We start from the raw sequence: 22615 nt of genomic DNA on the forward strand, positions 1-22615 counted from the left end.
TCTTCCCCACGCACGCACGCCTCGGGTACGTGCGTCCCCGGGGCGCCCAGGGACCCGGGGGCCGGTCAGGCGCCGGGCTCGGGCAGCTCGGGTCGGCTCGTCGCGAGACGGTCCCCGATGTCCCGCAGCCCCGCGAGGTCGTGCACGTCGCCGGGCAGCGCGGCCACCTCGGTGACCGCCACCTCGGGATGACGCGCGGTGAAGCGGTCGCGCGTGCGCTGCTCGCGGGCGAGCAGGTGCATCCGATCGGCGTGCAGCCTCAGCAGGCCCGCGGCGAGCTGGTCGACGGACCGCTCCGGCGCGTCGGCAGCCTCGGGAGGGGCGTCGGCAGAAGGTCGGGGCTCGGGGGTGGACCCGGAGGCGGGGCCGGTCTCAGAGGCGTGCTCGGTCTCGGGTGCGAGGTCGGTCTCCGACGAGGGGTCGGCCTCGGGGGCGGTCGCGGGTGAGAGGGAGGGCTCGGGAGCGTCTGAACTTCCTTGCACGTCGGGAGAGTTACGAACTCCAGCTTTCCCGCCGTCCTGATCCACAATGCGACGGTCCTCAAGATTTTCCGCGGCGGCGAGCGCCCGCTCGGCCGACAGCCGGTCGGCGTCGCTGCCGTGGACCCGGTTGAGCACCAGACCGGCCAGCGGCATGTCCTCGGCCGCCAGCCGCTCCACGAAGTACGCGGCCTCGCGCAGTGCGTCCCGCTCCGGGGCCGCGACGACCAGGAACGCCGTCCCGGGCGCCTGGAGCAGCTTGTACGTCGCGTCCGCGCGGGTACGGAAGCCGCCGAACATCGAGTCCATCGCGGCCACGAAGGTCTGCACGTCCTTCAGGAACTGCCCGCCCAGCACCTTTCCCAGGACGCCCGTCATCATCGACATCCCGACGTTCAGGAACTTCATGCCGGCCCGGCCGCCGACCTTCGCCGGGGCCAGCAGGAGGCGGATCAGCTTGCCGTCCAGGAAGGACCCGAGGCGCTTGGGCGCGTCCAGGAAGTCCAGTGCCGAACGGGACGGCGGAGTGTCGACGACGATGAGGTCCCATTCGTCCCTCGCCCGAAGCTGTCCCAGCTTCTCCATCGCCATGTACTCCTGCGTGCCCGCGAAGCCCGCCGAGAGCGACTGGTAGAAGGGGTTGCCCAGGATCGCCGCCGCCCGGCCGGGATCCGCGTGCGCCTCGACGATCTCGTCGAAGGTGCGCTTCATGTCGAGCATCATGGCGTGCAGCTCGCCGCCCGCGGAGTCGTCGACGCCCTTGACCCGGCGCGGGGTGTTGTCCAGGGAGTCGATGCCCATGGACTGGGCGAGCCGCCGGGCCGGGTCGATGGTGAGGACGACGACCTTGCGGCCCCGTTCGGCGGCACGCAGGCCGAGGGCCGCCGCGGTGGTCGTCTTGCCGACGCCGCCCGAGCCGCAGCACACCACGATGCGGGTCTTCGGGTCCTCCAGCAACGGGTCGACGTCCAGTACCCGCGCGGGGCTCAGGCGCCGCGCGCCCTCCTGGGGCCGGGCCGGGTCCGGACTCATGCGATCCCCTGCTTCCGCAGCTCGGTGGCCAGTTCGTACAGCCCCGCCACATCCATGCCCTCGGAGAGCAGCGGGAGTTCCAGCAGGGGCAGGTCCAGATCGCCCAGGACGGCCCGCTGCTCCTGCTCCAGCGCGTACCGCTCGGCGTACTCCTCGGCCTGCCCCAGGAGCGGGTCCACCAGCCGCTCGGCGTGCCCGCCCCGCCGCGCCCCGCCGAGCCCGGCCCCGGACAGCGACCGCGCGAGCGCCGTACGCGGTGTGCTCCGCACGAGCTCCAGATCGGTCGCGTCCAGCACCGAGGGCCGGACCATGTTGACGATGACCCGCCCCACCGGGAGCCGCGCCGACCGCAGCTCGGCGATGCCGTCCGCGGTCTCCTGGACGGGCATCTCCTCCAGCAGCGTCACCAGGTGCACGGCCGTCTCGCGCGACTTCAGCACCCGCATCACCGCCTGCGCCTGATTGTGTATCGGGCCGACCTTCGCGAGGCCGGCCACCTCGTCGTTGACGTTGAGGAAGCGCGTGATGCGGCCGGTCGGCGGGGCGTCCATCACGACGTGGTCGTAGACGAACCGTCCGCTCTTGTCCTTGCGCCGCACCGCCTCGCACGCCTTGCCGGTCAGCAGGACGTCCCTGACACCGGGCGCGATCGTGGTCGCGAAGTCGATCGCCCCGAGCTTCTTCAGGGCCCGTCCGGCGCTCCCCAGTTTGTAGAACATCTGGAGGTAGTCGAGAAGGGCCCGTTCCGCATCGATGGCGAGGGCGTACACCTCCCCGCCCCCGGGAGCGACGGCGATCTTCCGCTCCTCATAAGGCAGCGCTTCGGTTTCGAAGAGCTGCGCGATGCCCTGGCGACCCTCGACCTCGACGAGAAGCGCGCGCTTCCCCTCGGTGGCCAGGGCCAGCGCGAGGGCCGCGGCCACCGTGGTCTTGCCGGTTCCGCCCTTGCCGCTGACGACCTGGAGCCTGCTCACGTATTCGAGCGTAACCAGTCCGCGCGCGGAGTACGCGGGAGGCTGTGGACAACGTCGCCGTGGTCGGCCGCCGGAGGCGCGTCGGGCAGCGGCTAGAGTCGGCCACATGACCAAGTGGGAATACGCAACCGTGCCGCTGCTCGTCCACGCCACGAAGCAGATCCTGGACACCTGGGGCGAGGACGGCTGGGAGCTCGTCCAGGTCGTGCCCGGGCCGAACAACCCCGAGCAGCTGGTGGCCTACCTGAAGCGCGAGAAGCAGGCATGAGCGCCGTCGAGGCCAGGCTGGCCGAGCTGGGCCTGACGCTGCCGGAGGTCGTACCGCCGCTGGCCGCCTACCAGCCGGCCGTGGTGTCCGGCCCGTACGTCTACACCTCCGGCCAGCTGCCGATGGTGGAGGGCAAGCTCGCGGTCACCGGCAAGGTGGGCGGCGAGGTCACGGCGGAGGAGGCCAAGGAACTCGCCCGCGTCTGCGCGCTGAACGCCCTGGCCGCCGTGAAGTCCGTCGCCGGTGACCTCGACCGCGTCGCGCGCGTGGTGAAGGTGGTCGGTTTCGTGGCGTCCGCGCCCGACTTCACCGGCCAGCCCGGCGTGATCAACGGCGCCAGCGAGCTCCTCGGCGAGGTCCTGGGCGACAAGGGCGTCCACGCCCGCAGCGCGGTCGGCGTGGCGGTGCTGCCGCTGGACGCGCCGGTGGAGGTCGAGGTCCAGGTGGAGCTCGTCCAGGCGTAGCCCGTACGGCTCGGCACGAGGGCCGTGGGAACGCGCGCGGGCGGTACGTCCGGCCGGGTGACGTGAGGCCTCCTCGGGCCGCGTGCCGCCCCGCTCGACGCGGGGTCGTTGCCGGGCCGGCAACACAGCTCGCCTCCGCCGCGGCGGCGCCGCAGGATCGCTCCCGGTGCCCCGTACGGAGCGGAGGCCGGCCCCGCAGCGGGGCGCGGCCCCGGCGCGTGCGTCCCCGGCACCGGTCCGACCGCACGTGCCAGGAGGAGCCATGCCGCAGCCGCCCGCGACCGACCACGACCGCCCCGTCCACCGTCTCGTGCCCTCACCGGCCGGCCGGATCCATCTGGTGGAGCAGGGCAGCGGGCCCCTGGTCCTGCTCGTCCACGGCTTCCCCGAGTCCTGGTACTCCTGGCGCCGCCAACTGCCCGCGCTGGCCTCCGCCGGCTTCCGCGCCGCCGCGATCGACGTGCGCGGCCACGGGCGCTCCTCCCGGCCCGAGGCCGTGGAGGCGTACCGGATGCTCGACCTCGTGGCGGACAACGTCGCCGTGGTGGAGGCCCTGGGCGAGCGGTCGGCCGTGGTCGTCGGGCACGACTGGGGTGCGACCGTGGCCGCGCACTCGGCGCTCCTGCGGCCCGACGTGTTCCGCGCGGTCGGCCTGCTGAGCGTGCCGTACACCCCGCCCGGCGGCCCGAGGCCCAGCGAGGTCTTCGCCGCCATGAGCGCTCCCGCCGGCCCCTTCGCCGGGCAGGAGTTCTACGTCTCCTACTTCCAGGAGCCCGGCCGGGCCGAGGCGGAGATCGAGCCCGACGTACGCGGCTGGCTCGCCGGCTTCTACGCCGCCCTGTCCGCCGACACCATGCCCCCGCCCGAGGCGCCCGACCCGCACTTCGTCGCCGCCGGCGGCAGGCTGCGCGACCGGTTCCCGGCCGACGGGCGGCTGCCCTCCTGGCTCACCGAGGAGGAGCTCGACGTCTACGCCGGGGAGTTCGAGCGCACCGGCCTGACCGGCGCCCTCAACCGCTACCGCGCCATGGACCGCGACTGGGCCGACCTGGCCGCCCACCGCGGTGCCCCGATCACCCAGCCGTCGCTGTTCCTCGGCGGCGACCGGGACGCCTCCACCACCTGGCTGTCCGACGCCATCGAGGCGTACCCCGCCACCCTGCCCGGGCTGACGGCCTCGCATCTCCTGGACGGCTGCGGCCACTGGCTCCAGCAGGAACGTCCCGAGGAGACGAACCGGCTGCTCACCGACTGGCTGGCCGGCCTCCCGGGCTGACCGCCGCCGCGGGCCACGGCCACCCCGGGGACCACTCGAACATCCGCCCGTCACCGGATAGCCTCCGGCCATGGCGAATGGTCAGTGGTACCCCCCGGAGTGGCCGGACCGCATCCGCGCGCTGGCGGCCGGCACCCTCACGCCGGTGATCCCGAAGCGCGCGGCCACCGTCATGCTCCTGAAGGACACCGGTTCCGGCCCCACCGTCCACATGCTGCGCCGCAGGACCTCCATGGCGTTCGCCGGGGGCGCGTACGCCTATCCGGGCGGCGGAGTCGACCCGCGCGACGACGACCGTGCCATCGGCTGGGCGGGCCCCCCGCGCGCGTGGTGGGCGGACCGGCTCGGCGTCGACGAGGCGTCCGCCCAGGCGATCGTCTGCGCGGCCGTACGGGAGACGTACGAGGAGGCGGGCGTCCTGCTGGCCGGGCGGACCGGCGACGCGGTCGTCGGCGACACCACGGGCGCGGACTGGGAGGCCGACCGGGCCGCCCTGGTCGCCCGTGAGCTCTCCTTCGCGGAGTTCCTGGACCGCCGGGGCCTCGTCCTGCGGTCCGACCTGCTGGGCGCCTGGGCGCGCTGGATCACGCCGGAGTTCGAGTCCCGGCGCTACGACACGTGGTTCTTCGTGGCCGCCCTCCCCGAGGGGCAGCGCACCCGCAACGCCTCCACGGAGGCCGACCGCACGGTGTGGATCACCCCGGCCGAGGCGACCGCCGGATACGACAAGGGCGAGCTGCTGATGATGCCGCCGACCGTCGCGACCCTGCGCGCGCTGTCGCAGTGCGGTACGGCGGCCGAGGCGCTCGCGTCGGCTCCGGGCCGCGACATGACGCCGGTGCTGGCCGAGGCACGGCTGGCCGGCGACGAGATCGTGCTCTCCTGGCCGGGGCACGACGAGTTCACCAAGCACGTCGCTCCCACGGCGCCGGCCACACCTACCGACCCGACCGGGGGAGCCCCCGCATGACGGACGCAGCAGCACTGCCCGGCCAGCCCAGGGGCGGTGTCCTCTCGGGGCCCGCCACCGCGCGCGCGGTGAACGTCCTGGCGCCCAACGCCTCCGCGATGACCCTGGACGGGACGAACACCTGGATCCTCGCCGAGCCCGACTCCGACCTGGCCGTCGTGGTCGACCCGGGCCCACTGGACGACACCCATCTCCGGCACGTCGCCGACACGGCCGAGCGGGCGGGCAAGCGCGTCGCCCTCACCCTGCTGACGCACGGTCACCCGGACCACGCGGAGGGCGCCGCGCGCTTCGCCGAGCTGACGCGGACGAACGTAAGGGCCCTGGACCCGGCGCTGCGGCTCGGCGACGAGGGGCTGGCCGCCGGTGACGTGATCGGGGTCGGCGGCCTGGAGCTGAGGGTCGTACCGACCCCGGGGCACACGGCCGACTCCCTGTGCTTCCATCTCCCGGCCGACCGGGCGGTCCTGACGGGCGACACGGTCCTGGGCCGCGGTACGACGGTGGTGGCCCATCCCGACGGGCGGCTCGGCGACTACCTGGACTCCCTGCGCAGGCTCAGGTCGCTCACGGCCGACGACGGGGTGCACACGGTGCTCCCGGGCCACGGCCCGGTCCTGGACGACGCCCAGGGCGCCGTCGAGTACTACCTCGCGCACCGTGCCCACCGCCTCGCCCAGGTCGAGACGGCCGTGGAGGACGGCTACCGGACGCCGGGCGAGGTCGTCGCCCGCGTGTACGCGGACGTCGACCGCTCACTGTGGCCGGCGGCGGAGCTGTCGGTGCGGGCGCAGCTGGAGTACCTGGGTGAGCACGGGCTCATCCAGCTGCCCGACTGACGTCCGTCAGCGGGAGCGCTTGGCGAGCCGCTCCACGTCCAGCAGGATCACCGCGCGGGCCTCCAGCCGGAGCCAGCCGCGCTGGGCGAAGTCCGCCAGTGCCTTGTTGACCGTCTCGCGGGACGCGCCGACCAGCTGGGCCAGCTCCTCCTGCGTCAGGTCGTGCACGACGTGGATGCCCTCCTCGGACTGCACGCCGAAGCGGCGGGACAGGTCCAGCAGGGCGCGGGCGACACGGCCGGGCACGTCCGAGAAGACGAGGTCGGACATGGCGTCGTTGGTCTTGCGCAGGCGGCGCGCCACGGCACGCAGCAGGGCGGTGGCGACCTCGGGGCGGACGTTCAGCCAGGGCTGGAGGTCGCCGTGGCCGAGGGCGAGCAGCTTGACCTCGGTCAGCGCGGTGCCGGTCGCCGTGCGCGGGCCCGGGTCGAAGAGCGACAGCTCACCGATCAGCTCGCTGGGGCCGACGACCGCCAGCATGTTCTCGCGCCCGTCGGGGGAGGTGCGGTGGAGCTTGACCTTGCCCTCCGTGACCACGTAGAGGCGGTCTCCGGGGTCCCCCTCGTGGAACAGTGTGTCGCCGCGGGCGAGGGTCACCTCACTCATGGAGGCGCGGAGCTCCGCGGATTGCTCGTCGTCGAGCGCCGCGAAGAGCGGGTTGCGCCGCAGAACGTCGTCCACGAGTTCTCTCCTTGTCGACCGGCTCAGAGGATCTTGTTCCCCCGGTGTACCAGGGGTCCGTGGTGCCCATTTTGCCGGACAGTCCAAACAGTGTGATCTGTCACAAGGATGCCGCACTGGTGTCCTGGGGTACGCGGCAGGGGTCCAATTGGGCGCCGATCTTCGGGGTCCGGGGCGGATGCCGGTGCCGGGCCGTAGGCTGGCCGGGTGTCCAAAACGCCGGTGAGAGCACAGGCCGAGGGGGCTGCGAGGGTGGGTGTGCGTCGTGATTCCGCTGTGGGCGAACGGGGCCCCGATGGCGGTAGGAAAACGGCGAAAACGACGAAGAGGACGGCGCCTGCCAAGAGGGTGACCGCGGAGAAGGGTGCCGTGAAGAAGAACGCCGACAAGGACCCGGTACCCGCCGACGCCAGGCCGGCCTCCGCGAAGAAGGCGGCGCCCGCGAAGAAGAAGGCGGCGCCCGCTAAGACGTCGGCTGCCGCCAGGAAGACGGCCTCCGCGAAGGAGGCGGCGCCCTCGAAGAAGGCGGCGCCCGCCGAGACCTCGCCCTCCGCGAAGAAGGCGGCGCCCTCGAAGAAGGCCGCGCCCGCCAAAAAGGGGAGCGCGGCGAAGTCGGCCTCCGTCAGGAGGCAGGCCCCCGCCAGGAAACCCGCCGTCGCCCCCAAGAAGGCTGCCGCCGCCGTCAAGGGCGTCGCCCCGGCGAAGACCGTCGCCCCGAAGTCGCCGCGCGCGGAGTCCCGCACCGCCCTGGTCCGCCGGGCCCGCCGCATCGACCGCGAACTCGCGGAGGTCTACCCGTACGCCCACCCGGAGCTGGACTTCGAGAACCCGTTCCAGCTCGTCGTGGCCACGGTGCTGTCCGCCCAGACCACCGATCTGCGCGTCAACCAGACGACGCCCGCCCTCTTCGCCAAGTACCCCACCCCCGAGGACCTGGCCGCCGCCAACCCCGAGGAGGTCGAGGAGATCCTGCGCCCGACCGGCTTCTTCCGGGCCAAGACCAAGTCGGTCATAGGGCTCTCCAAGGCCCTGGTGGAGGACTTCGGCGGCGAGGTCCCCGGCCGCCTCGCGGACCTCGTCAAACTGCCCGGCGTCGGCCGCAAGACCGCCTTCGTCGTCCTCGGCAACGCCTTCGGCCGCCCGGGCATCACCGTGGACACGCACTTCCAGCGCCTGGTGCGCCGCTGGCAGTGGACCGACGAGACCGACCCGGACAAGATCGAGGCGGCCGTCGGCGCGCTCTTCCCCAAGAGCGACTGGACGGACCTCTCCCACCACGTGATCTGGCACGGCCGCCGGATCTGCCACGCCCGCAAGCCCGCCTGCGGCGCCTGCCCCATCGCCCCGCTCTGCCCGGCGTACGGCGAGGGCGAGACGGACCCGGAGAAGGCGAGGAAGCTGCTGAAGTACGAGAAGGGTGGCTTCCCCGGCCAGCGCCTGAATCCCCCGCAGGCGTACCTGGACGCGGGCGGGACCCCGGCGCCCCCGTTGGGGGCCGGGTGACGGAACGATCTCGGGGGCGTCGGGCGTTGGAGTCGGCAGGACGGGGGTGGAGATGACACGGGCGAGCGACACGCAGGGCCACACTCGGGGCTCGCTTCTCAGCAAGGAGGGGCTGCCCGGCTGGCTGGACCCGGTGGTGCGGGCCGCCGAGACGGTGCAGCCCCGGCAGCTGAGCCGCTTCCTGCCGCCGGAGGACGGCGCCGGCCGCCAGTCCGCCGTGCTGATCCTGTTCGGCGGGGGCGAGAGCGCGGCCGAGGACGGGCGGAGCGGCGCGGGCCGCGGGCCCGAGCTGCTGCTGATGGAGCGGGCCGGCACGCTGCGCTCCCACGCCGGCCAGCCGGCGTTCCCGGGCGGCGCGCTCGATCCGGAGGACGGTGATCCGCAGGGCGAGGGGCCGCTGCGGGCCGCCCTGCGCGAGGCCGAGGAGGAGACCGGGCTCGATCCGGCCGGAGTGCAGCTCTTCGGCGTCCTGCCCAAGCTCTACATCCCGGTGAGCGGCTTCGTCGTCACACCGGTCCTGGCCTGGTGGCGCGAGCCCTCCCCGGTCGGCGCCGTCGATCCGAACGAGACGGCGCGGGTCTTCACCGTCCCCGTGGCGGATCTCACGGACCCCGCCAACAGAGTCACCACCATCCACCCCAGCGGCCACCGGGGCCCGGCATTCCTGGTCGAATCGGCGCTCGTCTGGGGCTTCACGGCCGGTGTCATCGACCGGCTGCTGCACTTCGCGGGCTGGGAGCGGCCCTGGGACCGGGAGAAGCAGGTCCCACTGGACTGGCGGTCATGACAGGGTGACTCGTGTGAGCGTAGGACGACGAGGCGGGGCCTGAATCGGTGAACGTGCTGGACATCCTGTTGCTGCTGGCCGCCGTCTGGTTCGCGATCGTCGGATACCGCCAGGGCTTCGTCGTCGGCATCCTGTCGGTGGTCGGCTTCCTCGGCGGCGGTCTCGTCGCCGTCTCCCTGCTGCCGGTCGTCTGGGACGCCCTGACGGACAACGCCGAGGTGAGCACGACCGCCGCCGTCGTCGCGGTCGTCGTGGTGATCGTCTGCGCCTCCGTCGGCCAGGCCCTGACCACCCACCTCGGCAACAAGCTGCGCCGCTACATCACCTGGTCCCCGGCCCGTGCCCTGGACGCCACCGGTGGCGCCCTGGTCAACGTCGTGGCGATGCTCCTGGTCGCCTGGCTGATCGGCTCCGCGCTCGCCCAGACGACGATGCCGACGATCGGCAAGGAGGTCCGGCAGTCGCAGGTGCTGCTGGGGGTGCAGGAGGCACTGCCCCAGCAGGCGGACACCTGGTTCGACGACTTCACCTCCGTCCTCGCCCGGAACGGCTTCCCGCAGGTCTTCAGCCCGTTCGCCAACGAACCGATCACCCCGGTCCAGCCGCCCGACCCGGCCCTGGCGAACAGCCCGGTCGCCACCCGTGCCAAGCGTTCCATCGTCAAGGTCATGGGCACCGCCCCCGACTGCGGCAAGGTCCTGGAGGGCACCGGCTTCGTCTTCGCGGACCGCCGGGTCATGACCAACGCGCACGTGGTGGGCGGCGTCGACGAACCCACGGTGCAGATAGGCGGCGAGGGCAGGAAGTACGACGCGACGGTCGTCCTCTACGACTGGCGGCGCGACATCGCCGTACTGGACGTGCCGGAGCTGAGCGCGCCCGCGCTGCGGTTCACGGACGAGGACGCCGCCCGGGACGACGGAGCGATCGTCGCGGGCTTCCCGGAGAACGGGGCGTACGACGTCCGCGCGGCGCGCGTACGCGGGCGCATCACGGCCAGCGGCCCGGACATCTACCACCGCGACAGCGTCCGCCGGGACGTCTACTCGCTCTTCGCGACCGTCCGTCAGGGCAACTCGGGTGGCCCGCTGCTGACCCCCGAGGGCGAGGTCTACGGCGTGGTGTTCGCCAAGTCCCTGGACGACGCCGAGACCGGGTACGCGCTCACCGTGGACGAGATCCGTGAGGACATCGCCCAGGGCCGCACCGCCGACCAGCAGGTGGACAGCGACAGCTGCGCGCTCTAGAAGCCGTTCAGCCGTCCAGCCGTGAGACGCACGGAGGCCGGGCGCTCAGCCCGCGGAGGGCGCGGGCCGGCGCTCAGCCGCGTGGATGGCGAAGGCGTACGGAGACCCAGCGGGCCCGGCGGCGCAGGATGCGCGGAATGCCCACCCGTAGGTCCGCACCCGCCAGTTGCGGGGTGCCGCCTCGTTGGTGGGTGCTGCTCACGCCGCTCGTGGAGCGGCCGTCGCGTGCTACGTCACTGTAGTCGTGCGTCCAGCCCATACACCGACGTGTGCCCCCGCCCCAAGGTCGATAACCGTTCTCGGGGCGCCCAATTGGCCTATGCGCCGGGCAAGTGGCCGTTCGTACGACAAGCGTTCCGGTTCGGGTACCGGGCGCGTTCGTTCGGTCACCGATCGGGTTCGGGATCCTTCAGCCAATTGATCAGTTCGGTGGAGAAAGCGACCGGGTCCTCTTCGTGAGGAAAGTGGCCGAGCCCGTCGAACAGCCGCCAGCGGTAGGGCGCTTCGACGTACTGCCCGGACCCGGCGGCGCTCCGCGTCCGCATCACGGGGTCCAGCGAACCGTGCAGGTGCAGCGTCGGCACCCGCACCGGCCGCTTCATACGGCGGTAGAACTGGATGCCGTCGGGCCGCGCCAGGGAGCGCACCATCCAGCGGTACGGCTCGACGGAGCAGTGCGCCGTCGAGGGGATGCACATGGCGCGCCGGTAGGCGTCCACCGCCTCCTCGTCCAACGGCCGCGGCCCGGACCAGTCGTGGATCAGCCGACCGACCAGCGCGCCGTCGTCGGCGGTGAGTTGACGCTCCGGGATCCAGGGGCGCTGGAAGCCCCAGATGTAGGAGCCGGCCCGGGTCTGCCGGACGTCCCCGAGCATGGCCGAGCGCCAGCGCCGGGGGTGCGGCATCGACGAGACCGCGAGCCGCCGCACCAGCTTGGGCCGCATCGCGGCGGCCGTCCAGGCCAGGTAGCCGCCCAGGTCGTGGCCGACCAGCGCGGCGTCCGGCTCGCCGAGCGAGCGCACCACGCCGGTGATGTCGAGGGCGAGGCCGGCGGGGTCGTAGCCGCGCGGGGTGCGGTCGCTGCCGCCGACGCCGCGCAGGTCCATGGCGACGGCGCGGAAACCCGCGTCCGCCAGCGCCACCAGCTGGTGCCGCCAGCTCCACCAGAACTGCGGGAAGCCGTGCAGCAGCAGCACCAGCGGTCCGTCACCCAGCTCGGCGATGTGGAAGCGAGCGCCGTTGGCGGCGACGTCCCGGTGGGTCACCTGGTGGCCGCCGGGGATGCCGAGGCGTACGACCGAGGTGGGGTGCTGCGCCGGTGGAGTGGCGGGATCCGTCATGAGGACGAGCGTGCCACAGCCTCGATGGCTTCGGGGGACCGGTCCGCGGGCAGCTCCGGCCGCGGGTGCGGCTTGGCGTTCTGCAGGACGCCCGCCGACTGCTTCACGGACGCGGCGACCTTCTGCGGGCCCTTGCCCTTCTTGGCCTTCTTGGCGAAGACGATGCCGATCAGCGCGAGGAGTGCCGCGACCAGGACGTTCGCCGCGAAGGAGAGCAGGAAGCAGACCGCCATGTTCCAGCCGCTCCAGGTCCGGATGCCGTAGGCGAGCGCGAAGCTCAGCATCGGCAGCGAGAACAGGAGGACCGCCCCGGCCGCCGAGAACGCGCCGCCGCTCGTCGCCCCGCGCTTGACGTCCTGCCTCAGCTGCGCCTTGGCCAGCGCGATCTCGTCGTGCACGAGCGCCGACAATTCGGTGGTCGCCGAGGCGAACAGCTGGCCGATGCTGCGTTCGGTGCCGACCGGGCTGCCGTCGGGTGCGCTCATCGCGGTCTCCCTCTTCTCCTGGCTCATCTGCGTACGTTCTGCTGGCTCGTCTGCGGACGGCTTCCGTGGCTGTCGCGCGCTGCTGGTCCACTGCGGCACGACCGCGTACGGTCCGTCTTTTGTACCGTCTCGTCAGATCATGCCGGACCGCTGCCCTCATCGCCTGCCCCGCCCGGTACTTCGGCAAGCCGCGCCGACTCCATCTCCTCGGCGATCCGGCGGTGCTCGGCGGCCTTCCTCTCGTAGATCGCGGCCACGCGCAGGTGGTACGCGGGGTCGTCCTGCTCGTAGATGTCCGGGACCCCGCTGAGGTCCTCGTCGCGCTCCTCGGCCTCCGTCATGCGCCGGTACTTGGCGTTCCGTACCTTCAGCAGCACCGTGGCCAGGAGCGCCGCGACGAGGGAACCGGTCAGGACCGCGGCCTTGACCTCGGCGGTCAGCGCCGCGTCGTCCTCGAAGGCCAGCTCGCCGATGAGCAGAGAGACGGTGAACCCGATGCCGGCCAGGGTCGCCACCGCGAACACGTCGGCCCACGCGAGATCGTCACTGAGCGAGGCCCTGGTGAAACGCGCCGTCAGCCAGGTGCCGCCGAAGATGCCGAGCGTCTTGCCGACGACGAGTCCGAGCACCACGCCGAGGGTCTCCGGCCGGGTGAACACGTCGGCCAGCGCACCGCCCGACAGCGAGACACCCGCGCTGAACAGCGCGAACAGCGGCACCGCCAGGCCCGCCGACAGGGGACGTACAAGGTGCTCGATGTGCTCGCCGGGGGAGTGCCGCTCGCCCTCGCGGGTGTGGCAGCGCAGCATCAGGCCCATCGCGACGCCGGCGATGGTGGCGTGGACGCCGCTGTTGTACATCAGCGCCCAGATCACCAGGCCGAGCGGGACGTACACGTACCAGCCGCGCACGCCCCTGCGCAGCAGCAGCCAGAAGACGGCGAGGCCGACGACCGCGCCACCGAGCGCGGCGAAGTTCAAGCTCTCGGTGAAGAAGACCGCGATGATCAGGATCGCGAACAGGTCGTCGACGACCGCGAGCGTCAGCAGGAAGGCGCGCAGGGCGCTCGGCAGGGACGTGCCGATGACGGCGAGTACGGCGAGCGCGAAGGCGATGTCGGTGGCGGTGGGCACGGCCCAGCCGGCCAGGGACCCGCCCCCGGCGCTGCTGGTGATCGTGTAGACGAGCGCCGGTGCGGCCATGCCGCACAGGGCCGCCACCACCGGGAGCGCGGCGGCCTTCGGGTCCTTGAGGTCACCGGCGACCAGCTCTCGCTTGAGTTCGATGCCGGCGACGAAGAAGAAGATCGCGAGCAGTCCGTCGGCGGCCCAGTGCGCGACCGACAGGTTCAGACCGAGGGCCTCGGGGCCGAAGTGGAAGTGGCTGACGCTCTCGTAGCTGTCCTGGAGCGCCGGTACGTTCGCCCACACCAGCGCGGTGACGGCGGCGACGAGCAGCAGGACACCGCCGACCGTCTCGGTGCGCAGCGCGTCGGCGACGTAGGTCCGCTCGGGCAGGGACAGCCGTCCGAAGGCTTTGCGGGGGGTGCGGGGCGCGGTCACGGGGTGGACCTCCGGTCTGTGGGCAGCACTGGAACACTTGCCGACCAGACTTCCCGGCGCACCATGAGGATCTTGTTGGTTCTCTTACGCGTTCCTGAGCCTACCCAACCTGCGGCGGTGGTGCCGGGTGATCTCCGTGACGGTAGGTATGGGGCTGAACAGCACGAAAAGGGCACCCGGCGGATCGGTCGCCGGGTGCCCTGGGAGCCGGTGGTTCAGTCCTCGCTGGGCGCCGCCGGAAGCTTCGTCTGGATGAGGTCCATGACGGTGGAGTCGGTCAGGGTGGTCACGTCCCCGAGCTGCCGGTTCTCCGCCACGTCGCGCAGCAGGCGCCGCATGATCTTGCCGGAGCGGGTCTTGGGCAGCTCCGCCACCGGCAGGACCCGCTTGGGCTTGGCGATCGGGCCGAGGGTGGCGCCGACGTGGTTGCGCAGGTCGGCGACGAGGTCCTCGGTCTCCGCGGCCGAGCCGCGCAGGATCACGAAGGCCACGATGGCCTGCCCGGTGGTCTCGTCCGCCGCGCCGACCACGGCCGCCTCGGCGACCGAGGGGTGGGAGACGAGGGCCGACTCGACCTCGGTGGTGGAGATGTTGTGGCCCGAGACGAGCATCACGTCGTCGACGCGGCCGAGCAGCCAGATGTCGCCGTCGTCGTCCTTCTTGGCGCCGTCGCCGGCGAAGTACTTGCCCTCGAACCTCGACCAGTACGTGTCGATGAACCGCTGGTCGTCGCCCCAGATGGTGCGCAGCATGGACGGCCACGGCTCGGTGAGGACCAGGTAGCCGCCCCCGCCGTTCGGCACCTCGTTGGCCTCGTCGTCGACGACGGTGGCGGAGATGCCGGGCAGCGCGCGCTGGGCGGAGCCGGGCTTGGCCTCGGTCACGCCCGGCAGCGGCGTGATCATCATCGCGCCGGTCTCGGTCTGCCACCAGGTGTCGACGACTGGGGTGACGTCGGCACCGATGTTCTTGCGGTACCAGATCCAGGCCTCGGGGTTGATCGGCTCGCCGACCGAGCCGAGGACCCGCAGGGACGACAGGTCGAACTTCGCGGGGATGTCGTCACCCCACTTCATGAACGTCCGGATCGCGGTGGGCGCGGTGTAGAGGATCGTCACGCCGTACTTCTGGACGATCTCCCAGAAGCGGCCCTGGTGCGGGGTGTCCGGGGTGCCCTCGTACATGACCTGCGTCGCGCCGTTGGCGAGCGGGCCGTAGACGATGTAAGAGTGCCCGGTGACCCAGCCGACGTCGGCGGTGCACCAGTACACGTCGGTCTCCGGCTTGAGGTCGAAGACGGCCCAGTGCGTGTACGCCGTCTGCGTGAGGTAGCCGCCGGAGGTGTGCAGGATGCCCTTGGGCTTACCGGTCGTGCCGGAGGTGTACAGGATGAACAGCGGGTTCTCGGCGTCGAACGCCTCCGGCGTGTGCTCCGCGGACTGGCGGTCGACCGTCTCGTGCCACCACTTGTCGCGGGAGTCGTCCCAGGCGACGTCCTGGCCGGTGCGGCGGACGACGAGCACGTGCTCGACGGTGCCGGCGCGCTCGACCGCCTCGTCCACGGCGGGCTTGAGCGCGGAGGGCTTGCCGCGGCGGTAGCCGCCGTCGGAGGTGATGACGACGCGGGCGTCGGCGTCCTGGATGCGGGTCGCGAGCGCGTCCGCGGAGAAACCGCCGAAGACCACCGAGTGGGCGGCGCCGATCCGGGCGCAGGCCAGCATCGCGATCGCCGTCTCCGGGATCATCGGCATGTAGACGGCGACCCGGTCGCCCTTGCGCACGCCCAGCTCCAGCAGGGCGTTGGCGGCCTTGGAGACCTCGTCCTTGAGCTCGGCGTAGGTGAGGGCGCGGCTGTCGCCCGGCTCGCCCTCGAAGTGGATGGCGACGCGGTCGCCGTGCCCGGCCTCCACGTGCCGGTCCACGCAGTTGTACGCGACGTTGAGCTTGCCGTCCTGGAACCACTTGGCGAACGGCGGGTTCGACCAGTCCAGGGTCTCGGTCGGTTCCTGTGCCCAGGTCAGCCGGCGGGCCTGCTCGGCCCAGAAGCCGAGCCTGTCAGCCTTGGCCTGTTCGTACGCCTCAGCCGTGACGTTGGCGTGTGCGGCCAGGTCAGCGGGCGGCGCGAAGCGTCGCTCCTCCTTCAAGAGGTTGGCCAGGCTTTCGTTGCTCACGACATCTCCCATTCTCAGGGTTGTCCGTTGTGTCCCAGGCCACACCTCATCAGACCCGGGGGGCCGATGACAAGGGTCGACGGGCAATTGGTTTAGACCTGTCTGGTGATCGCCCGTCTTCGTGACCAGTGGTCATTTCGTACCCACGGACGCCGACGGCGCGGGGTTCAGCGTCTGTAACGACGCTCACACTCCCCGCGCCTCGGCTCTCCGGCCCTTCAGGCCGTCAGGCCGGTCTCCAGCACCAGCTCGAACACGCCGTCCCCGGCGTCCTCGGCGAGCAGGTAGGCCTGGGCCTCGCCCACGTGGAAGTACATGCCCTGCAGCTCCAGGTCTCCCGCCTCCAAGGCCTGGGAGACCGCGTCGTGGGCCCGCAGGTGCTCCAACTGCTGGACGACGTTGGCCAGGCAGAGCTGCTCGGCCGCGTCGGCGGGACGGCGGCCGGCCAGCCGGGGCCAGGCGTCCTCGTCCTCGGGGATACGCTCCAGGCTCGGCAGCCCGTGCCGCAGCCACCGCTTGAGCGGGGTCTGCGCGCCTCCCGGTTCGGCGCTCAGCAGCGCCTGCATGGCCCCGCACCCGGAGTGCCCGCACACCGTGATGGACCGCACCTTCAGCACGTCCACCGCGTACTCGATCGCGGCGGCCACCGAGTCGTCGCCGCTCTCCTCGCCGGGCATCGGTACGAGGTTGCCCACATTGCGCACGACGAAGAGGTCACCGGGGCCACTGGAAGTGATCATCGAGGTGACCACCCGTGAGTCGGCACAGGTCAGGAAGAGCTGGGAGGGCTGCTGCCCCTCACGGGCCAGCCGGGCCAGCTCCGGACGCATCAAGGGTGCGGTGTTCCGCTGGAACGCGCTGATGCCACGGGCCAGTTCGCCTCCGCTGGGGCCGCTCGGTCCGCTGGATCTGCCGGACCCGTCGGACCTGGCGGGTGCCTCGGGTCGGCCGTCCGGTCCACCCGGTGCGTGGGATCCGTCCGGTCCGTCCGGTCCGCCGGGGCCGTTCGGTCGGCTCGGACCGTTCGCCGGATCGACGGTGCCGGCCGCAGGGCCCTGCCGGCCGGAGCCGACCGGCGACGCCGCGTGCTGGGGGCGTTCGTCGCACTGGTGGTTGCGCCAGGGCGTCCAGGGGCGGCAGCGGCAGCCCTCGGCATCGGCCGGTTCGGAGATGCGGGTGCCGGGCCGGCGGCCGGTGATGTCGACCGAACCCCCCTGGGCGGTGTGCGTCTTCTGCCAGTCCTGGAGGGTCTCGAACGCCGCGTGGTCCATGAAGGAACCGTCCAGCTCCACCACGGCACTCCCCCCATGGGGCACCTGATGCAGGACCCGGCTGAGCCGGGGCACCGCGAGGAACGTCAACTGGCCTCGGACGTGTACGTGGTGGACTCCGTCCGTCTCGGCGTGCGTGATCCGCGTGCGGGTCAGGCGGTGCAGGGCGACACCGACGGCCACGGCGATGCCCAGCGCGACACCCTGCAGGACGCCCAGGAAGACCACGCCGCCGGTGGTGACGGCGTAGACCAGCACCTCACGGTGGCGGGTCACCGTGCGGATGTGGTTCAGCGACACCATCTTCAGGCCGACGGCCATGACCAGGGAGGCGAGCGAGGCGAGCGGGATGAGCTCCAGGGCCGGGACCATCAGCAGTGCGGCGATCACTACGAGAACGCCGTGCAGCATCGTGGAGTTCCGGCTGACGGCACCCGCGGCCACGTTCGCGGAACTGCGCACGGCGACACCGGCGATGGGCAGTCCGCCGAGCGACCCGGAGACGATGTTGGCCGCGCCCTGCCCGAGCAGCTCCCGGTCGAGGTCGGAGCGCTTGACGCGGCCGGTCAGGCCCGGCCGGGCGGCGGCCAGCTTGTCCACGGCGACCGCGCCGAGCAGTGACTGCACACTGCACACGAGCGTGGTGGTCAGGACGGCGGCGAGCAGACCCAGCACCGGACCGTCGGGCAGCGTGGCCAGGGCGTGGCTGCTCCAGGACGGCAGGTCGACCTTGGGCAGTCGGAGTTCGGCGCAGGCCGCGACCGCGGTGGCGCCGGCGACGGCGATCAGGGCGGCGGGGAGTCTGCCCAGGAGCCGACCGGCCCGGCCGGGCACCCGTGGCCAGAGCAGCAGCAGGCTCAGTGTCAGCGCGCTCACCGCGAGGTCGGCGGGGCGCAGGTTCGCCAACTGGGCGGGCAGCGCGACCAGGTTGTCGGGGACGGAGCTCTGCGGGGTGCCGCCGAGGACGATGTGCAGCTGGGCGACGGCGATGGTGACGCCGATGCCGGCGAGCATGCCGTGCACGATGGCGGGGCTGACGGCCAGCGCGGAGCGTGCCACGCGCAGGCAGCCGAGGCCGAGCTGGGCGAGCCCGGCGAGCACCGTGATGGCGCAGGTCGTACGCCATCCGTAGCGCTGGATGAGGTCGGCGGTGACCACGGTGAGGCCGGCGGCGGGGCCGCTGACCTGCAAGGGGCAGCCACCGAGCCATCCGGCGACGATCCCGCCCACCGCGGCCGCGACGAGGCCGGCCTGGAGGGGGGCGCCGGTGGCGAGGGCGATGCCCAGGGAGAGGGGCAGGGCGATCAGGAAGACCGCGATCGAGGCCGACAGGTCGGCGCCCGCGACGCGAAGGCGCCGGGGTCCGCCGGGCGGCGGGCTGTGCGGTGGGTGGACGTGTTCGGTCCGGGCCGATTCGGCACGGGCGGGGACGCAGGCTGACATGTTTCCCGTCTCCTCCGGGGCTGCGCGGTCGCGGTCATGGACGGTCCCCCGCGGACGGGGGCAATTCGCGGCCGTTTGTCACGGCGTACAGCGGCGGGATGCCGAGTGCTCGGTGCGCACTCGGCGAGCATCCGTGAGCACGTGGTGATTGCGCTCAGTAAACAGATCGTAATTCAGAGTAAAGAGGAGGCATAGACTTTTCGCGCAAATGGAGTATTAGGTCGCTCTACAGGGTGAATCGAGCATTTCATCGGCTTGTCGTATTAATTCCTTCTCGGTCTCGTGCCACCTTGACGGCGCTGACGGCATGTCCCGGCTCAGCACCCGACATCGCCCTCGTCGGCGTTGGCCCGAGAGAAGGAAGAAGGTGGGCGGAACATGGCCGCCACCCACAGGATCGCCGCGCGCTCCGCGATCGCGGCCGCGATCTGCGCCGCGTCGCTCGCCGGCTGCGCGATCGGCAGCGACACCGGTTCCGGTGAAGGGACGAACGGTCCGCACAAGGAGAAGGGAAAGCCGGCGCCGGCGCCCAGGAACGTGGTCCGGCTGATCGGTGACGGCTCCACCGCGTACACCGGAGCCCAGCCACACCTGCCCCGGCCCGAACGTCTCAAGCCCGGGCAGAAGCCCCCGCAGTTCGTGGTGTTCTCCTGGGACGGCGCGGGCGAGGACAGTCAGCGGCTGTTCTCCCACTTCCGCGAAGTGGCCAAGGAGAACAACGCGACGATGACCTACTTCCTGAGCGGCGTGTACCTGCTGCCCGAGGAGGACCGGGACCTCTACCGGCCGCCGCAGCACTCCCCGGGCCGCTCCGACATCGGCTTCAACGACGAGCAGGGCATCGCCGAGACCGTCAAGCAGCTACGGCTCGCCTGGCAGGAGGGCAACGAGATCGGCACCCACTTCAACGGGCACTTCTGCGGCAGCGGCGGCGGGGTCGGCGAGTGGTCCGTCGAGGAGTGGAAGGACGAGATCGGTCAAGCCAAGCGGTTCGTCAAGTCCTGGAAGACCAACACGGGCATGAAGAACGCCGCGCCCCTCCCCTTCGACTACGACAAGGAGTTGATCGGCGCCCGGACCCCGTGCCTGGAGGGCCAGAAGAACTTCGTGAAGGCCGCCGGCGAGATGGGCTTCCGCTACGACAGCAGCGGCGTCAACAACCAGGTCTGGCCGAAGAAGAAACAGGGCCTGTGGGACGTGTCGATGCAGCTCGTGCCGTTCCCCGGGCACACCTTCGAGCAGCTCACCATGGACTACAACTTCATGGTCAACCAGTCGGGCACCACGACCCAGGGTGATCCGGCCAAGCACGAGTTCTGGGGCGACCAGATGCGCGACGGCCTGCTCCAGGGATTCCAGCGGGCCTACGACGGCAACCGCGCACCCCTGATCATCGGCAACCACTTCGAGTCATGGAACGGCGGCACCTACATGCGTGCCATCGAGGAGGTCATCGAAGGGGTGTGCACCAAGGACGAGGTGCGCTGCGTCTCCTTCCGGCAGCTCGTGGACTGGCTGGACGCCCAGGACCCGAAGGTCCTGAAGAAGCTGCGCACACTGGACGTCGGCGAGGCCCCCGAGAAGGGCTGGGCCTCCTTCCTGTCGGCCGGCCCCGCGCCGGCGCCGAAGGGCGTGCCCGGGGCGCCGGCCGCCCAGCGGTAACCGTCCGGCGGCAACCCGTCCGGAGGGATGCCGCGAGGGAGTCGTCACGCCGGAGCGACGACTCCCTCGCCGAGGACGAACCCTGGATCGACCTGCGCCGCCAGGTCGGTCCCGGTGCGCTCGTCGCCCCAGCTCCGGGCGTTCTTCAGATGGAAGTGGATCATCTGCTGCGTGTAGCGCTCCCAGTCCCGCAGCCCGTACGCCGCCTCGACCGCCGCGTGCAGAGCGCGCAGCGCCCCCCGGTTGGCGTCCTCCAGGAGCGCGAACCGGGGCGGCCGGCCCTTCTCCATCGCGCGCACCCAGTCCGAGTGCCCGACGGTCGTCAACAGGTCCTCGCCGACGTGCTCGTGCAGGAAATCGAGGTCGTCGGGACCCTGGACCTTGTTGCCGACGACCTTCAGGGCGACTCCGAAGTCGCGGGCGTAGTCCTTGTACTGGCGGTAGACGGAGACCCCCTTCCGGGTCGGCTCGGCGACCAGGAACGTGAGGTCGAAGCGGGTGAACATGCCGGAGGCGAAGGAGTCCGAACCCGCGGTCATGTCGACCACGACGTACTCGTCGGGGCCGTCGGCCAAGTGGTTCAGGCACAACTCCACCGCTCCCGTCTTGGAGTGGTAGCAGGCGACTCCGAGGTCGGCGTCCGTGAAGGGTCCGGTCACCATCAGACGGACGGCTCCGCCGTCGAGTTCCACCGGCCGGGCGCAGGTGTCGTAGACCGGGTTGTCCTCGCGCACCCGCAGCAGGCGCGAACCCTCCCCGGGGGGCGTCGTCTTGATCATCTTCTCGGCCGAGGCGATGCGCGGGTTGGTGCCGCGCAGGTAGTCCTTGATCAGCGGGAGGTGCTCGCCCATCGCGGGCAGACCGGCCGCCGCCGCCTCGTCGAGGCCCAGCGCGGCACCCAGGTGCTGGTTGATGTCGGCGTCGATCGCGACGACGGGCGCACCGGTGGCGGCGAGGTGGCGGATGAACAGGGAGGACAGGGTCGTCTTGCCACTGCCGCCCTTCCCGACGAAAGCAATTTTCATGTTCACCAAGGGTAGTGGAGCGATAGCTGTACGTGGCACGAGAGCCTGTCCGTACGTGAAGAAGACCACTCGTTCGTGGGGTGGCGCGCCGGGGTGCGTAGGGTCGTACCCATGAGTACGACAGGCGCGACCGCCGATCCGCTCGCGGCCCTGGGCGCACTGCCCGGTGTGGCCGAGTCCGTGGAGTCCGTACGCAAGGCCGTGGACCGGGTCTACGGTCACCGGATCATGCGGCGCCGCAGCCACGCCGTCACCTCCGAAGCGGCCCTGCGCGGTGCCCGTGGCTCTGCGGCGCTGTCCGGGGCGGACTGGGCTCTGGAAGAGGTCCGCAGGCGTTCCGACTTCAGTGGTGACGACGAGGCGCGCGCGGTCGGCGCGGCCCTTCGGCTGACCGCCGAGGCGGGGCAGCTGCTGTCCATCTGGCGCCAGTCGCCGCTGCGGGTGCTGGCCCGGCTGCACCTGGTGGCGGCCGCGGACGACGGCGACCAGGTGGGGCGGCCCCGACAGGAGGGCGAGCCGGTGGACGAGCCGCTCGTCGAGCTGCCGTTGCCGGACGCCGAGGAGACGCACGGCCGCCTGGACGGGCTCGCCGGGCTGGTCATGGCCGGCGGATCCGCGCCGGCGCTGGTGACGGCCGCCGTCGTGCACGGCGAGCTCATGGCGCTGCGCCCCTTCACCACGAACAACGGCCTGGTCGCGCGCGCGGCCGAGCGCATCGTGCTGATCAACAGCGGCTTGGACCCGAAGTCGGTCTGCCCGGCCGAGGTCGGCCATGCGGAGCTGGGGCGCGCGGCCTACCTGGCGGCGCTGGACGGCTACGTCTCCGGTACCCCGGACGGCATGGCCGCCTGGATCGCCCACTGCGGCCGGGCGGTCGAACTGGGGGCCCGTGAGTCGACGGCGGTGTGCGAGGCGCTCCAGCGCGGGGCCGCGTGACCTCGGGGACCCACATAAATGCGGCGGTACGAGAATTCGTACCGCCGCTGGCATGACCACCGGGTTACCAGGCGTCCTCGATATATGCCCATCAGGTCGGGAACTTCGCCCGTCACCTGGTGCGGCTGGCCCGTAATCGACGGGTCGACGTCGCGTGGGTGCCCGGTGTCCATGCTCGGTCCGTGGGGCCAAATGCGTTC

20 protein-coding genes are annotated in these 22615 nt (G+C 71.8%); 10 read left to right on the forward strand and 10 right to left on the reverse strand.

Annotated elements, in window-relative coordinates; all coding sequences use genetic code 11:
- Positions 1-65 precede the first annotated feature (65 nt).
- Positions 66-1511, reverse strand: a complete 1446-nt coding sequence (bagB, locus tag SAM23877_RS19360; RefSeq protein ID WP_053134692.1) for an ATPase BagB — start codon at positions 1509-1511, stop codon at positions 66-68.
- Positions 1508-2485: an ATPase BagA gene (gene bagA, locus SAM23877_RS19365; protein WP_053134695.1), complete on the reverse strand. Its 978-nt coding sequence runs from the start codon at positions 2483-2485 to the stop codon at positions 1508-1510. The genes bagB and bagA overlap by 4 nt, the downstream gene beginning before the upstream one ends.
- Before the next feature lie 106 nt (positions 2486-2591).
- Between bagA and sp36 the strand changes: the two genes are divergently transcribed.
- The 5 genes from sp36 to SAM23877_RS19385 all read left to right on the forward strand — a co-directional run bounded on the left by sp36 (position 2592) and on the right by SAM23877_RS19385 (position 6302).
- Positions 2592-2753, forward strand: coding sequence for a Sp36 family protein (gene sp36 / locus SAM23877_RS37575; protein ID WP_003975360.1), 162 nt, complete (start codon positions 2592-2594; stop codon positions 2751-2753).
- A complete protein-coding gene (locus SAM23877_RS19370; protein ID WP_053134697.1) occupies positions 2750-3217 on the forward strand; it encodes a RidA family protein in 468 nt (155 codons plus the stop codon). Before sp36 ends, SAM23877_RS19370 begins: the two co-directional genes overlap by 4 nt.
- A 262-nt stretch (positions 3218-3479) precedes the next feature.
- Positions 3480-4493, forward strand: coding sequence for an alpha/beta fold hydrolase (locus SAM23877_RS19375; RefSeq protein ID WP_053134700.1), 1014 nt, complete (start codon positions 3480-3482; stop codon positions 4491-4493).
- 70 nt (positions 4494-4563) lie between these two features.
- Positions 4564-5463, forward strand: a complete 900-nt coding sequence (locus tag SAM23877_RS19380) for an NUDIX hydrolase (protein ID WP_053134703.1) — start codon at positions 4564-4566, stop codon at positions 5461-5463.
- Positions 5460-6302, forward strand: coding sequence for an MBL fold metallo-hydrolase (locus SAM23877_RS19385; protein WP_053134706.1), 843 nt, complete (start codon positions 5460-5462; stop codon positions 6300-6302). The genes SAM23877_RS19380 and SAM23877_RS19385 overlap by 4 nt, the downstream gene beginning before the upstream one ends.
- A 6-nt stretch (positions 6303-6308) precedes the next feature.
- Here the strand turns inward: SAM23877_RS19385 and SAM23877_RS19390 are convergent, their stop codons facing one another.
- Complete coding sequence (locus SAM23877_RS19390; protein WP_003975365.1) at positions 6309-6983, reverse strand: Crp/Fnr family transcriptional regulator; 675 nt, start codon at positions 6981-6983, stop codon at positions 6309-6311.
- Positions 6984-7352: 369 nt separating this feature from the next.
- Here SAM23877_RS19390 and nth point away from each other — a divergent pair, with 369 nt between their 5' ends.
- Genes nth through SAM23877_RS19405 form a run of 3 tightly spaced genes read left to right on the forward strand, consistent with a single transcriptional unit; the run spans position 7353 to position 10520 of the window.
- Positions 7353-8486, forward strand: a complete 1134-nt coding sequence (nth, locus tag SAM23877_RS19395; RefSeq protein WP_053142645.1) for an endonuclease III — start codon at positions 7353-7355, stop codon at positions 8484-8486.
- Positions 8487-8538: 52 nt separating this feature from the next.
- Positions 8539-9273, forward strand: coding sequence for an NUDIX hydrolase (locus SAM23877_RS19400; RefSeq protein ID WP_053142647.1), 735 nt, complete (start codon positions 8539-8541; stop codon positions 9271-9273).
- 47 nt (positions 9274-9320) lie between these two features.
- Entirely contained in the window at positions 9321-10520 is a 1200-nt protein-coding gene (locus tag SAM23877_RS19405; RefSeq protein WP_053134709.1) for a MarP family serine protease, read from the forward strand.
- Positions 10521-10593: 73 nt separating this feature from the next.
- On the opposite strand, the gene SAM23877_RS41330 is transcribed toward SAM23877_RS19405, so the two are convergent.
- The 6 genes from SAM23877_RS41330 to SAM23877_RS19430 form a co-directional block, all read right to left on the reverse strand.
- Positions 10594-10779 carry a hypothetical protein gene (locus SAM23877_RS41330; protein WP_079030307.1) on the reverse strand — a complete coding sequence of 62 codons (186 nt, stop codon included), beginning with the start codon at positions 10777-10779 and terminating at the stop codon, positions 10594-10596.
- Positions 10780-10906: 127 nt separating this feature from the next.
- A complete protein-coding gene (locus SAM23877_RS19410) occupies positions 10907-11860 on the reverse strand; it encodes an alpha/beta fold hydrolase (RefSeq protein ID WP_053134711.1) in 954 nt (317 codons plus the stop codon).
- Positions 11857-12345, reverse strand: coding sequence for a phage holin family protein (locus tag SAM23877_RS19415; RefSeq protein WP_053142649.1), 489 nt, complete (start codon positions 12343-12345; stop codon positions 11857-11859). Before SAM23877_RS19415 ends, SAM23877_RS19410 begins: the two co-directional genes overlap by 4 nt.
- Before the next feature lie 137 nt (positions 12346-12482).
- Entirely contained in the window at positions 12483-13907 is a 1425-nt protein-coding gene (gene nhaA / locus SAM23877_RS19420) for a Na+/H+ antiporter NhaA (RefSeq protein ID WP_053134714.1), read from the reverse strand.
- 215 nt (positions 13908-14122) lie between these two features.
- Positions 14123-16078: an acetate--CoA ligase gene (acs, locus tag SAM23877_RS19425; RefSeq protein ID WP_053142651.1), complete on the reverse strand. Its 1956-nt coding sequence runs from the start codon at positions 16076-16078 to the stop codon at positions 14123-14125.
- Positions 16079-16296: 218 nt separating this feature from the next.
- Positions 16297-18792, reverse strand: coding sequence for a bifunctional SulP family inorganic anion transporter/carbonic anhydrase (locus SAM23877_RS19430; protein ID WP_053134716.1), 2496 nt, complete (start codon positions 18790-18792; stop codon positions 16297-16299).
- 378 nt (positions 18793-19170) lie between these two features.
- On the opposite strand from SAM23877_RS19430, the gene SAM23877_RS19435 reads away from it, so the two are divergent.
- Positions 19171-20454 carry a polysaccharide deacetylase family protein gene (locus tag SAM23877_RS19435; RefSeq protein ID WP_053134719.1) on the forward strand — a complete coding sequence of 428 codons (1284 nt, stop codon included), beginning with the start codon at positions 19171-19173 and terminating at the stop codon, positions 20452-20454.
- A gap of 44 nt (positions 20455-20498) precedes the next feature.
- Here the strand turns inward: SAM23877_RS19435 and SAM23877_RS19440 are convergent, their stop codons facing one another.
- Positions 20499-21479, reverse strand: a complete 981-nt coding sequence (locus tag SAM23877_RS19440) for an ATP-binding protein (protein WP_053134722.1) — start codon at positions 21477-21479, stop codon at positions 20499-20501.
- Between the two features lie 111 nt (positions 21480-21590).
- Here SAM23877_RS19440 and SAM23877_RS19445 point away from each other — a divergent pair, with 111 nt between their 5' ends.
- Positions 21591-22415: a Fic family protein gene (locus SAM23877_RS19445; RefSeq protein WP_053134725.1), complete on the forward strand. Its 825-nt coding sequence runs from the start codon at positions 21591-21593 to the stop codon at positions 22413-22415.
- Positions 22416-22615 lie beyond the last annotated feature (200 nt).

This window comes from Streptomyces ambofaciens ATCC 23877, assembly GCF_001267885.1.
In the GTDB taxonomy this organism is placed as follows: Bacteria; Actinomycetota; Actinomycetes; order Streptomycetales; family Streptomycetaceae; genus Streptomyces; species Streptomyces ambofaciens.